The following is a 12409-nucleotide window of genomic DNA, read 5'->3' on the forward strand; positions in this document are numbered from 1 at the left end:
TACGGGAGATTTTCGCTACTTCTCTAGACTCTTCAGCATTGCTTCTATATGTCCTTTTGACTCAAACATCTCCGAGAAGACCGCTTTTATCCTGTGTTCTTTATCAATCAGATAGGTAATACGCTTGGGCATTTTGATCAAAGGAATGAGTGCATCATAAGCTTTGCAGACTTCCCCCGATGGGTCAGAAAGAAGATCAAATGGAAGCCCGTGTTCTTTTTTGAAACGCTCGTGAGTAGGTATATCGTCTTTGCTGATTCCGAACACAGGAATGTCCAGGTTCCGGAAAGCTTCAAACTGGTCTCTGAACTCGCAGGCTTCCGCTGTGCATCCCCTGGTAAAATCCTTGGGATAAAAATAGAGGATGAAGGGTTTTTCCTTAAGATCCTTTGATGAATCGATTGATTTTGCACCGGTGGATTTTAGATTAAATTCCGGTGCTGTAGTTCCTGTTTTCAATGCCATAGCTACTAAAACCCAAGCCGTACCTAATGGTTCGCATGTGAGATTAGATTTTGTAAATTATTTTTGAACTAATGCGCTGGCAAATTCCTTAGAAAAGCATCACTCTGAACCTTATTATTTTGAAGATTAACAGTGTCCAGGCCATGCTTTTGGCAGGAATATTTTTCGCTCTGATGAATGTCTCAGTCAAATTCATTCCCCATATTCCTGCCATAGAAATAATAGTTTTCAGGTCAATATTCTCATTGGTTTTTAGCTATTTGGTCTTAAAAAAGCAAAAAGTAAATGTCTTTGGGAACAACAAAAAATGGCTGATCATCCGGGGTGTGGTAGGCTCGATCGGGTTGATTTCTTTTTTTTATACACTTCAGAATATACCCTTGGCCAGTGCGGTCACGATTCAGTATCTGTCTCCGATTTTCACCACGATCTTCGGTGTTTTTCTGTTGAAGGAAAAAGTAAAGCCAATTCAGTTCTTTTTCTTTGCGATTTCTTTTGGAGGGGTATTGGTCATCCAGGGAGTTGATACACGGGTAGATATGTTCTGGGCTACCATAGGGATTATTTCAGCTGTTTTCTCCGGGTTGGCCTACAACGTGATCCGTAAGCTCAAGAACACAGAACATCCCTTGGTCATTATATTCTATTTTCCCTTGGTTACGCTGCCGTTTGCACTCATTGTCTCAGCCTTTGGATGGGTAAATCCTGTGGGACTGGACTGGGGGATTTTACTGTTCATAGGTTTCTGCACACAGACTGCACAGTATTTCCTGACAATTGCCTACCAAAACGCAAACGTATCTAAAATTGCCAGCCTTACTTACATAGGGATAGTATATGCATTGATTTTTGGTTTCTTCTTCTTTGAGGAGACTTTCAATGCCTTGGTTTATATCGGGATGGGATTGGTGTTGCTAGGAATTTTACTGAATATGCGGGTAAAGCAAGTTTCACAACAAATTGGACAGGAATCTAAATCAGGTTAATTTAGAATCAGGCTACAAACGAAAAATGAAAATCACTAAAGACTTATACAAAGGATCATTGGCTCTTCTTACAGATTTTTATCAGCTGACGATGGCTTATGCGTACTGGAAATCAGGAAAAGGCGAGCAGGAAGCCGTGTTCAATCTGTTCTTCCGCAAGCATCCTTTTCAGGGCGGTTTTACCCTGGCCGCAGGTTTGGATTATATAGTGGATTATTGCAAAAACTTCAAATTCAGCGAAGGAGATATAGGCTATTTGGCTACCATGAAGGGGAAAGATGGCCTGCCGGTTTTTGCAAAGGGATTTTTGGATTACCTCCGGGACATGAAGTTCAGCTGCGACATAGACGCTGTGGAGGAAGGAACCGTGGTTTTTCCCAATACTCCCCTGGTGCGTGTGAAGGGGCCTTTGATCCAGTGCCAGTTGCTGGAGACACCACTTCTGAATAGCATCAATTTTCAAAGTCTGATTGCTACTAAGGCTGCCCGGATCAACATAGCCGCGCAGGGTGAGCCTATATTGGAATTCGGACTTCGCCGTGCGCAGGGAATTGATGGCGGACTGGCAGCCTCAAGAGCCGCATATATTGGAGGATGCACTTCTACCAGTAATGTCATGGCAGGAAAGCTTTTTGGAATACCAGTATCAGGCACGCATGCACATAGCTGGATTATGTCCTTCGAGACAGAAATTGAGGCCTTCGAGGCCTACGCTGATGCTTTCCCGGATCAATCCATTTTCCTGGTCGATACGTACGATACCATCAATGGGATTAAGAATGCCATTACGGTAGGAAATGCACTGCGGAGCAAGGGAAAGGAAATGGCAGGTATCCGGATAGACTCGGGAGATTTGGCCTATTACAGTAATGTGGCCAGAGAGATGCTGGATGAAGCAGGCTTTCCTGATGCTAAAATTGTAGCCTCGAATGATCTGGATGAGCATATTATTACTTCGTTGAAAGGTCAGGAGGCATCTATCAATGTATGGGGAGTAGGGACAAAGCTGGTGACAGCATTTGATCAGCCGGCACTCGGAGGAGTATATAAATTGTCTGCTATCCGGGATGGAAATGGAAATTGGGTACCAAAGATCAAGCTTTCCCAGCAATCCCTGAAAATCAATATTCCCGGATTGCATACGGTAAAAAGATATTTCTCCAAAGGCAAAGCTATTGCAGATATGATTTATCTTGAATCCCAAGAATTAAATCCCCATGCAGCATTGATCATAGACCCAAATGACCCTACCAGAAGGAAGCGCATGATGCCGGCATACTATCAGGAAGAGATTTTATTGAAACCTATTTTTAAAAAGGGGAAGCTGATATACAAGTTACCTACGCTTGTTGAGATCAGAGAGCGGGTGCAAAATCAGCTGAATAGCTTGGATAAAACACATAAGAGACTGGTGAACCCCCATCTGTATCCAATCGGTTTGGAAGAAAATCTTCATCATCTAAGAATGGAGTTAGTACTCAAATCAAAACCTTCTTACAATGGCAATGAATCTGAAAAATAGTGCACTACTGATAGTAGACGTCCAAAATGACTTTCTTCCAAGAGGTGCTTTGGCAGTGGATCATGGAGAGGAAATAATTCCGGTCATCAATGACTTGCAGGAGAAATTTGATTTTATAGTTGCTACGCAGGATTTTCATCCATCAGCTCACGGAAGCTTTGCAGCGAATCACGAAGGGAAAACCCCGGGTGAGGTAATTGAATGGAATGGTTTAGCTCAAATTCTCTGGCCTGTTCACTGCGTGCAGGGATCCGAAGGCGCTGAATTCCATGAGGAACTGAATCCAATCAAGTGGAAGGCAATTTTCCAAAAAGGGAAAAACCCTGAAGTGGACTCGTACTCGGGTTTCTTCGATAATGCCCGGAGAGAAGACACAGGACTTGGGGATTTTCTCCAAAACGAGGGAATAAAAAATGTCTTCGTTACGGGGCTTGCCCAGGATTATTGTGTGAAATTCACCGCCTTGGATTCTGTAAGTTTAGGATTCCAAACCTACCTGATCACGGATGCTACCAAAGCGGTGAATGTGAAAACGGAAGACGGTGAAAAGTCATTGGAAGAAATGCATAGTGCCGGAGTGATACTAATTGAAAGTTCAGCTATACTTGACTGACCATGTTTGAATACAATTCAGAAAGGAATTATCCGACCGAAACTGAAAGTAGAGTTCTGATCAGGTTTCAGGATTGTGATCCACTTAGGCACCTGAACAACGCGAAGTATTTCGATTACTTTTTCAATGCCAGAGAAGATCAGGTGCCCAAGCTTTATGGGGTAGAGATGATGGATTTCATCAAAAAGTACCAAGCCGCCTGGGTGATTTATAACCACAACATTTCCTACGTCAAACCAGCTATGGTGGGAGAGTGGGTACGGATCAAGAGCCGGATCATCTGGCACAATCACAACACGGTGGTTATTGAGTATTACATGACCGATGATAATGAGACCCAATTGAAAACCCTGCTATGGTCCACCATGCGCTATGTGACACTTGCTGAAGGAAAATCTACATACCATACCGGAGCTGTAGATGAATTTCTGAGAGCGACATCGCTGAATCTTGATATTTCCGATGTCCAGGTGAAAGATCGGGTAAAATCACTTATCCAAGCACTTAAGAAGAGTTGACATAAATCAAATTTATGTATCTCAGCGAACAAGACCTGTACAAAACCGTACAGATTTTTTATTCTTAAATTATTTGTTTCCAGGTACTTACAAAAAGTTGAAAAATTAATTTTTACTAACATTCATACTAAAGTGTAACCTGCACTTTCTATACATTCGCTCAAAACTGTTCGCACGTAATACAATTTTTCGGTAAACCGACCATTTTTCGAACAGATCTGCCTGGTAAACCGGGTAGGGTGCCAAATTATATTTTGTGTCAATGTTAATTTTTGTGAATTAAGAAATCCCACAAGGGACCTTGAAATGGCCTTTTGGGCACACTTGGTACATGCTTAGCAAGAGGGGAAAGCATAACTCTAAACCAACAAATGTTATGAAAACCTTATTCACTTTCGCACTGGCTGGACTTTTAGCGACCAGTACATTTGCATCCGTCGGACCAGAAGACTTGAAAGAAATGTCTACCGTACATGCTTCCTATAAAAAAATAAGCGTACATCTTAAAGAAGGTGTCGGCAAGGCAAAAATTGCCATTTATGATATGAACGGGAAAAGACTCCACCAAAGATCAGTAAAGGCTAAAGAAGATATCCGCGTCCCCTATGATCTAAACAGCCTTCCTTGTGGTGAATACCAAGTCATGATTACAACAGATGAGGAGGAAGTAAGCTATATCGTAGAAACAGTCGAAAAAGTGGAGCCAGCTCCAGTAGTGTTGCCACTGATGGCTTATGGTAAAAAAATTGACAGCAATACTATTAATCTTCTGGTTGTAGGATTGGAGGAAGCTGGGGTAGAAGTCAAAATCAGAAAAGTTGCAGATGATAAACTTGTACATAAGGAAATGGTTGACCAGCCCGAAGGATTCCGCAAAAACTACAGATTGAATGGAATCCAGGCAGAGGATGTTTATTTCGAAGTAACAGATGCAAAAGGCAGAAAGCGCACGATTTACATTTGAATTCTAAACCTATCTATTGCGCGAAAGCCCTGAATCGAATGATTTGGGGCTTTTTTACGTAGAGAGCTATGTTATTTCCCAAGCATATGGGCTGTCAGGTCGTTGGCGAGTTGTTCCAGATCTATGCCAAGCAGCGCTTTGTTTACGACGATAACTTTCTCCCTTTCCCTTATGGGCAATTGCTCAAATCCATAAAAAGCGCCCAGGATTGCACCAGCCACTGCTGCTGTGGTATCGTTGTCCCTCCCGTAATTGACCAGAAAAATGAGGGAGCCCATAAAGTCAAAATCAGAGTAAATCATAGCTGTGAGCGTCTGAAGCCATATCTCACCGGAATGAAACGGCATATCTTGCAGCTGCAGGTCCAGTTGCCCATAGGCAAACCTTAGTGCTTTACTATCAACTTGAAGTTGGTTTCCCAGGCTATCTTGTTTTGCTGATTCAGCAGAAATCCACAATGCATTTTTGAGAATAGTATGGGCAGTCCTTCCTACCAACCGACTTTCAAAGTAATTGGCCGGATCTAATCTCAGGGATGCAAGTAAATCCTCTTTGGAGGCATTTGGTTTCATTCCAGCCGCTGTCATAGCTGCGGACTGAGCGGAAATATCTTTCGCATAGCCCAGATCATAAATTGAAAGCTTATAGGCTTCAGCATATGCCTTTTCGGGATTTCCGGGAAAATATGAACCCAAAGAAGGTGAGTACAATAATCCTGCACACACCATTTCTCCACCATAAAATTTCCCCAGAGAATCTGCATATCCTGTCAGGTTATTGTCAATATAAGGACGACTTACCTTAGCCCATTCCTGTAACCAGCCCATCTTAAGTGCCACTTGTTCAAAAGGTTTTGGGTCAGTGCTTTTTATCTCCTTAAATTCCTTCGTATAAGATTCATAGGTTTCAAAAACCTGCTCTGCAAAATCTCTTGGATTCAATCCCTTGCTGGTTTGACTCAGTAGATAATTGGTAGTCAGTACCTTCCAGCGTGTATCGTCTGTAGTGCCTCCGCCAGGTAGATTGGCAGTCCAGATTCCTTCAGGGGATACTTCGCGGATCATGGAATCCAGGCTTTCCACAAACCCATATTCCAGTTTGATTGCTTCTCTAGACCACATCTCGGTAGGGGCTCCCATCGCGTCACCTATGGCAGACCCTACCAGCATGCCTAATAATTTGTCGTGGAGTTGTTTTTCTGTGAGCCCTAGTTCGGGGATTTCCTGATCTGAAAAGTCGCTTGGAGAGGCAGGTTCTTTCGTGCTGCAAGCAGTATACATAAGCAGGATAAGCGCAAATAGATCGAGGTTTCTCATTGTGATAAGATAAGCTTGCTGGCTTTATCCAGAAGTAATTCCTTCTCCTCCAAGGAGAGTGATACAGGAAGCTGTGCTATCCCAATTAGTCTCCTCATGATTTCCATTCCCTGATATGCCTTTACTAAACTCTCAGAATAGCTATATTTATACTGCTGCAAGAAATTGTCACGATTACTTGAATCTATTTTGGCCAAATCAAAATGGGCGAAAAGCACCCCCAAATCAAATTCACACTCACCCATATAGGAGAATTCCGTATCGATGATTTTTACTCCATCTTTAGTTCTGAGCCAGGCAGCAGGATGAAAATCCCCGTGCAATAAAGTAGTACCATGTGATAAATACCGCTTGCCTAACAACTTTAAAGCTGATTTCAACGCTGGATTTGTTTTATACTTCAGACTTTTTTCTTGTAGACCAGGCTGAATAGCGTCTAAGTCAATTCCATTTTCTTCCATAAAGGGAAAGTGAAAAAGATGCTCATGGTTTAGCCTTTTCATTTCCTGATTGAGAGGAAAGTTACTTACTTCCAATTCATGCAAAGCATTTAAGTAACTGCTAATAGATTGAAGATCATTGGGATTCCACCTGCAGCCATGCGTATAAATGTCCGTGAAATCTGTTCCGTTTCCCAGGTCCTCTATAAGCAGGATGTGATGTTGCTGATCATAAAGAATCACCTTTGGGCTGTAGCTGCTGAGTATGTCGTCATCTTCAATAAGCTGGTAGTAACATAGTTCAATTTCTATTCTCTCGATGGGAGCTGGGATATGCGGGAATTTTCTAACAAAGGGTTTGGATTGCTTCAGGATGACTGACCTTAAGCTTGTCTTTACACGTAAAACCAGATTCATGTTACTTTCTCCCGCAGGTCCCATCGAAAGCACCTTTTCATTTTCTTCCCAGAACGGGAGAGAATTGAGGGTGTCGAGGCTGGAATGCTCACTTAGATCAATCATATTGTTGAATTTAGGGATTGATTACCGAAACTGGAAATAAGTTCAAAGCTTAGGGCAGCTTTTGACATAAGTTTTGATGATGGGTAAGAAAAAGTCTTTTCGTCGATAAAATGAAAATGTAGCTGGTAAAAACACCTATTTTTGATTTGAATTAAACCTTAAAATATAAGAACATGTTTGGACTACCCCGGACTTTTTTTACCGAAGAACACGAGCTTTTCAGAGCCAGTGTAAAGGATTTTATCGCAAAGGAAATAACGCCTTATAACTCACAATGGGAAAAAAATAAGATGGTATCCCGGGAAAGTTGGCTCAAACTCGGAGAAAAAGGATTTTTGGGGATACAGGCCCCAGAACATCTCGGCGGCCTGAATATACAGGATTTCCGTTATAATGCTGTTTTTATAGAAGAGCTTGGTCTGAGTGGTTGCTCCGGCCCAGCCATAGGATACCCGCTTCATAATGATATAGTGATGCCTTATATCCTGCACTATGGGACAGAAAAAGCGTTGGGAAAATATATCCCAAAGATGATCTCAGGGGAATATATAGGAGCTGTAGCCATGACGGAACCAGGTGCTGGCAGCGATCTGCAGGGTATCCGCACGAGTGCGGTTGATCAGGGAGACCATTACTTGGTTAATGGAAGTAAAACGTTTATTTCGAATGGGTATTTATCTGATGTGGTGGTGGTTGCTGTGAAAACAGACCCTATGAAAGGTGCAAAGGGAATCAGTTTGCTTCTGCTGGATAATAGCATGAAGGGTTTCACCAAAGGTCATCCGTTTGAAAAAGTGGGGCTGCATGCACAGGATACCTGTGAACTGTTTTTTGAAGACGTGAAAGTCCCTAAGGAAAACCTGCTTGGACAAGCAGGTGAAGGCTTTACCTACCTGATGAAGGAGTTAGCCCAGGAGCGGTTGGTGGTGGCGCTGGCCGCAGTAGCATTGGGAGAGTATATGCTTCAGGAGACTATCCAGTACGTGAAACAGCGAAAAGCTTTTAACCAGACGATTTCAGATTTTCAGAATACCCGGTTCAAACTGGCCGAAATGTGTGCTGCGCTTGAGCAAGGCAGAATTTATTGTGATTATTTGGTACAGCTTCATAATGAAGGCAAATTGGATTCGGCCATGGCATCGGCTGCAAAATACAATATGACCGAACTGCAATGTAAAGTAGCTGATGAGTGTGTGCAGCTGCATGGTGGATATGGCTATATGTGGGATTATGGTGTGGCCAGAGCATACGCAGATGCCAGAGTTCAGCGGATTTATGCAGGTACTAATGAAATAATGAAAGAACTGATTGCAAGAAAAATTTTGAAATAGAAAAGAAAACTTTTGACCTAAGCCAGGATTTTGATTAATTCAATAAAATTAAGCTGATACTCGCTTTTCTGGCGGTAATGAAATAAAACAGTATAAAATTTGATGAATAAGAACATTTAGACTGCTTCGGTCTTTCAGCCATTAAATCAAAGAAGATACGGCTGTTGGCATCATTGCGGACAATCATAAAAATCAATACACCCAACAATAACTCACATCATGAAGGATTTCCCCTGGTTTAAGCATTACCCGGATTCTGTACCAAAGGAAGTAGATTATACCGCCTACGGTAGTGTAGCAGAACTTTTTGAGGAAAGTGTAACCAAATATGGCGATGCAGTGGCATATGAATGTATGGGAAAGACTATGTCATTCAATCAGCTAAACAAGCTTAGTGAGGATTTTGCATGCTACCTGACACAGGTGCTGCGGTTAAAAAAAGGCAACAGAGTGGCAATTCAGATGCCGAATACCTTACAGTACCCCGTGGTGATGTTTGGGGCACTCCGTGCCGGAATGATCGTAGTAAATACCAACCCGCTCTATACGCCTTCCGAGATGCAGCATCAGTTCAAAGATTCCGGCGCCGATCTGATTATCATCGTGGCAAATTTTGCCAGTAACCTGGAAAAAATCCTGACCAAAATTCCGGCGAAACACATCATCGTAACTGAATTAGGGGATTTACTTGGAGGGGTTAAGGGAACGATAGTCAACCTGGTGGTGAAGTATATCAAGAAGATGGTGCCGGCATTTTCCATACCCAACGCTATTTCCTTAAAATCAGCTTTGGCCAAGGGGGCAAACCATAAATTCAAGCCTATTGAAATCTCACTGGAGGATACTGCTTTTCTCCAGTATACTGGAGGGACTACAGGTGTGTCCAAAGGGGCGGAGCTTTCCCACGGAAATATTGTGGCAAATATGCAGCAAATATCCGCCTGGATGAAGCCAAAATTGAAGGAGCGGGAAGAGATTGTTATTACAGCATTACCGCTTTATCACATTTTTGCCCTGACTGTAAATTGCCTTGCCATGCTTAAAATCGGGGCACATAATCTATTGGTTACCAATCCGAGAGACATGCCTGCTTTTTGTAAAGATTTGTCCAAGAAGAAGTTTACTGTAATCACTGGTGTGAATACCCTGTTTAATGGATTGCTAAATCAAGAAGCATTTAGATCGCTTGATTTTAGTGCATTAAAAATAACTGTAGGAGGGGGGATGGCTGTACAGAAAGCAACCGCTGAAAAGTGGATGGCAGTGACTGGTACTCCGCTGGCCGAGGGCTATGGGCTTACCGAAACTTCTCCTGTAGCTTCCTGCAACCCCATCGATGGCACGGAAAGAAATGGTACAATTGGGCTCCCTCTTCCGAATACAGAGTTTATGGTGATTGATGAGCAAGGCAATACACTCCCCGTAGGTGAGCGAGGAGAACTATGCATCAGGGGTCCCCAGGTGATGAAAGGCTACTGGCATAAACCCAAAGAAACAGCGGAAGTCATGATGGGCGACTGGTTTAAGTCAGGCGATATAGCCGTCATGGATGAAGATGGCTTTACCAAAATAGTGGATAGAAAAAAGGAGATGATTCTGGTTTCAGGGTTTAATGTATATCCCAATGAAGTAGAGGACGTGATCGCTTCTTATCCAGGAGTTTTGGAGGTGGGTGTGATTGGCATTCCGGACGAGAAATCCACTGAACGGGTTGTGGCTTACGTGGTGGTAAAAGACAAGACTATTACCCAAGATCAAATCATAGCCCATTGCCACGTATCACTTACTAATTACAAATGTCCAAAGGAGATTTATTTTGTAGATGAACTGCCAAAGTCAAATGTGGGCAAGATCCTAAGAAGAAAGATCAAGGAGGCGCATATGGAAAAGGCGGGAAAATAGGATCAGGTTGTCTATGTCATCACCTGGAGTATTAGGTATTTCAGGGACAGGCTCAGAAGGAAGGGGGAAAGCAGATTTATGATTGCATTCTGCGCGACGATGGCTATTTGCTGCTGGTTTATCGTACTGACACATGCTATTCAAAATCTTTCCGTAGAAAGGCGTCTTTCTCCCATACTATTTCCTGTGAATTCAACTACGTTTTTAATACCTTCTATTCTGACCAACTTGGATTTTCTACCAACAATAACACCTATGCTTAAGAAACTTATTCCAGTGGCTGGACTTATGTGTCTTGTTTTTCAAGCTATTGGCCAAACCACCGACCAGCCTAACATCGTATTTATTCTCGTGGATGATTTAGGGTATTATGACTTGGGAGCTACCGGAAGTTCATTCTATGAAACTCCGAATATTGATGAGTTGGCTTCTATGTCTTTTCAGTTTACCCAGGGATATACAGCTTCTCCGGTTTGTAGCCCGGCCCGGGCAAGTATTATGACAGGGCTTACACCGGCGGTTCATGGTGTGACAGACTGGATAGGAGCTGCCTATGGGGAGGGCTGGAGAAAAGCCGGGCGTCATACCAAGCTTCTTCCTCCCGACTATGAGCACGAGCTGAAAGCCTCGTATGTGACACTTCCAGAAGCAATGGTAGATGCAGGTTATGAAACATTCTTTGCAGGAAAATGGCATTTGGGAGGAGAAGGTTCCTTTCCGGAAGACCATGGCTTTGAGATTAATATTGGAGGATATGCTGCCGGCAGTCCTATGGGGGGATATTTTGCACCCTATGAAAACCCAAAACTTCCACAAGGACCGGACGGTGAAAACCTGAGTATGCGATTGGCAGAAGAGACAGCCAAATTCATCGGGAGAGAACATGTTAAGCCCTTTTTTGCGATGCTTTCCTTTTATGCGGTACATGGTCCCATTCAGACTACTGAAGAAAAATGGGAGAAATATCGCCTAAAAGCTACCAGTAATGGACTAGCGGATCACGCCTATGCAATGGAGCGAAGACTTCCTATCAGGCAAGTACAGGACAACCCTGTTTATGCAGGTTTGGTTGAGTCAATGGATGATGCTGTTGGGGTGGTGTTGAACTCACTTAAGGAACAGGGTCTGGAAGAAAATACCCTAATCGTTTTCACTTCAGATCATGGCGGTGTGGCTTCCGGAGATGCGTATTCTACCTCTAATTTGCCATTAAGAGGAGGTAAAGGCTATCAGTGGGAAGGTGGGTTGCGCGTTCCATACTTTATCAAAATTCCCGGGCAAAAAGAATTGATTATGCTTTCGACCCCCGCCAGTGGAATAGATCTATATCCTACATTGATAGAGCTGGCTGGACTGAAAATGCCTGAGAATACGCGTGTGGAGGGAATAAGTTTGGCACCGGCTATGCAAGGTAAGAAAATGGCGGAAAGGGCACTGTACTGGCACTATCCACATTATGGCAATCAAGGCGGAGATCCCAGCTCCATAATCAGGAAGGGAGATTGGAAACTGATCTATTATTGGGAGGATGAGGGAGTGGAATTATATAACCTCAAGAATGACCCGCAAGAGCAGTATAATCTTTCCTCTAAATATCCTGGAGAAACCGAGAGACTAACTGAAAAACTAATGGGCTGGCTTGCAAAAACCAACGCCAATAAACCGACAATTGATCCTCAATACAGTGAGGTGTTGCATCAGGAAGTATTGGATAAAAACAAAAATCTGAAAATGCCTGCGCTTGAAGCGGATCGTATCAATATGCTTTCTGAGGACTGGCGTCCGAACGCAGACTGGTGGGGAAGTAACGTGCTTAAGGATTAAGGGAAG

At 43.0% G+C, this 12409-nt stretch carries 11 protein-coding genes; 8 read left to right on the forward strand and 3 right to left on the reverse strand.

Going from position 1 to position 12409, the window contains the following annotated elements; all coding sequences use genetic code 11:
- Window positions 1-15: 15 nt before the first annotated feature.
- Complete coding sequence (locus AS141_RS01675; protein WP_057935878.1) at window positions 16-465, reverse strand: peroxiredoxin; 450 nt, start codon at window positions 463-465, stop codon at window positions 16-18.
- Window positions 466-608: 143 nt separating this feature from the next.
- Here AS141_RS01675 and AS141_RS01680 point away from each other — a divergent pair, with 143 nt between their 5' ends.
- The 5 genes from AS141_RS01680 to AS141_RS01700 all read left to right on the forward strand — a co-directional run bounded on the left by AS141_RS01680 (window position 609) and on the right by AS141_RS01700 (window position 5068).
- Window positions 609-1451 carry a DMT family transporter gene (locus AS141_RS01680; RefSeq protein ID WP_057935879.1) on the forward strand — a complete coding sequence of 281 codons (843 nt, stop codon included), beginning with the start codon at window positions 609-611 and terminating at the stop codon, window positions 1449-1451.
- A gap of 25 nt (window positions 1452-1476) precedes the next feature.
- Complete coding sequence (locus tag AS141_RS01685) at window positions 1477-2973, forward strand: nicotinate phosphoribosyltransferase (protein WP_057935880.1); 1497 nt, start codon at window positions 1477-1479, stop codon at window positions 2971-2973.
- Window positions 2951-3586 (forward strand): bifunctional nicotinamidase/pyrazinamidase, encoded by a 636-nt coding sequence (gene pncA, locus AS141_RS01690; RefSeq protein WP_057935881.1) that lies wholly within the window; start codon window positions 2951-2953, stop codon window positions 3584-3586. Before AS141_RS01685 ends, pncA begins: the two co-directional genes overlap by 23 nt.
- Before the next feature lie 2 nt (window positions 3587-3588).
- Entirely contained in the window at window positions 3589-4104 is a 516-nt protein-coding gene (locus tag AS141_RS01695; protein WP_057935882.1) for an acyl-CoA thioesterase, read from the forward strand.
- Between the two features lie 376 nt (window positions 4105-4480).
- A complete protein-coding gene (locus AS141_RS01700; RefSeq protein WP_082632157.1) occupies window positions 4481-5068 on the forward strand; it encodes a hypothetical protein in 588 nt (195 codons plus the stop codon).
- Window positions 5069-5139: 71 nt separating this feature from the next.
- Here AS141_RS01700 and AS141_RS01705 read toward each other — a convergent pair whose 3' ends face one another.
- Window positions 5140-6384 carry an ADP-ribosylglycohydrolase family protein gene (locus tag AS141_RS01705; RefSeq protein WP_057935884.1) on the reverse strand — a complete coding sequence of 415 codons (1245 nt, stop codon included), beginning with the start codon at window positions 6382-6384 and terminating at the stop codon, window positions 5140-5142.
- Window positions 6381-7346: a phosphotransferase gene (locus AS141_RS01710; RefSeq protein ID WP_057935885.1), complete on the reverse strand. Its 966-nt coding sequence runs from the start codon at window positions 7344-7346 to the stop codon at window positions 6381-6383. The genes AS141_RS01705 and AS141_RS01710 overlap by 4 nt, the downstream gene beginning before the upstream one ends.
- 173 nt (window positions 7347-7519) lie before the next feature.
- Here AS141_RS01710 and AS141_RS01715 point away from each other — a divergent pair, with 173 nt between their 5' ends.
- The 3 genes from AS141_RS01715 (at window position 7520) to AS141_RS01725 (ending at window position 12403) form a co-directional block, all read left to right on the forward strand.
- A complete protein-coding gene (locus AS141_RS01715) occupies window positions 7520-8677 on the forward strand; it encodes an acyl-CoA dehydrogenase family protein (RefSeq protein ID WP_057935886.1) in 1158 nt (385 codons plus the stop codon).
- Between the two features lie 219 nt (window positions 8678-8896).
- A complete protein-coding gene (locus tag AS141_RS01720; protein ID WP_057935887.1) occupies window positions 8897-10579 on the forward strand; it encodes an AMP-binding protein in 1683 nt (560 codons plus the stop codon).
- Window positions 10580-10834: 255 nt separating this feature from the next.
- The gene (locus tag AS141_RS01725) at window positions 10835-12403 is read left to right on the forward strand and encodes a sulfatase (protein ID WP_082632130.1); all 1569 of its coding nucleotides are present in this window, start codon (window positions 10835-10837) and stop codon (window positions 12401-12403) included.
- Window positions 12404-12409: the final 6 nt, after the last annotated feature.

The organism is Algoriphagus resistens, assembly GCF_001442615.1.
In the GTDB taxonomy this organism is placed as follows: domain Bacteria; phylum Bacteroidota; class Bacteroidia; order Cytophagales; family Cyclobacteriaceae; genus Algoriphagus; species Algoriphagus resistens.

What these genes read in the sequence shown, in the direction of transcription:
- AS141_RS01675 (WP_057935878.1), bottom strand. Translation starts at nt 465, where the DNA reads ATGGCATTGAAAACAGGAACTACAGCACCGGAATTTAATCTAAAATCC.
- AS141_RS01680 (WP_057935879.1), top strand. Translation starts at nt 609, where the DNA reads ATGCTTTTGGCAGGAATATTTTTCGCTCTGATGAATGTCTCAGTCAAA.
- AS141_RS01685 (WP_057935880.1), top strand. Translation starts at nt 1,477, where the DNA reads ATGAAAATCACTAAAGACTTATACAAAGGATCATTGGCTCTTCTTACA.
- pncA (WP_057935881.1), top strand. Translation starts at nt 2,951, where the DNA reads ATGGCAATGAATCTGAAAAATAGTGCACTACTGATAGTAGACGTCCAA.
- AS141_RS01695 (WP_057935882.1), top strand. Translation starts at nt 3,589, where the DNA reads ATGTTTGAATACAATTCAGAAAGGAATTATCCGACCGAAACTGAAAGT.
- AS141_RS01700 (WP_082632157.1), top strand. Translation starts at nt 4,481, where the DNA reads ATGAAAACCTTATTCACTTTCGCACTGGCTGGACTTTTAGCGACCAGT.
- AS141_RS01705 (WP_057935884.1), bottom strand. Translation starts at nt 6,384, where the DNA reads ATGAGAAACCTCGATCTATTTGCGCTTATCCTGCTTATGTATACTGCT.
- AS141_RS01710 (WP_057935885.1), bottom strand. Translation starts at nt 7,346, where the DNA reads ATGATTGATCTAAGTGAGCATTCCAGCCTCGACACCCTCAATTCTCTC.
- AS141_RS01715 (WP_057935886.1), top strand. Translation starts at nt 7,520, where the DNA reads ATGTTTGGACTACCCCGGACTTTTTTTACCGAAGAACACGAGCTTTTC.
- AS141_RS01720 (WP_057935887.1), top strand. Translation starts at nt 8,897, where the DNA reads ATGAAGGATTTCCCCTGGTTTAAGCATTACCCGGATTCTGTACCAAAG.
- AS141_RS01725 (WP_082632130.1), top strand. Translation starts at nt 10,835, where the DNA reads ATGCTTAAGAAACTTATTCCAGTGGCTGGACTTATGTGTCTTGTTTTT.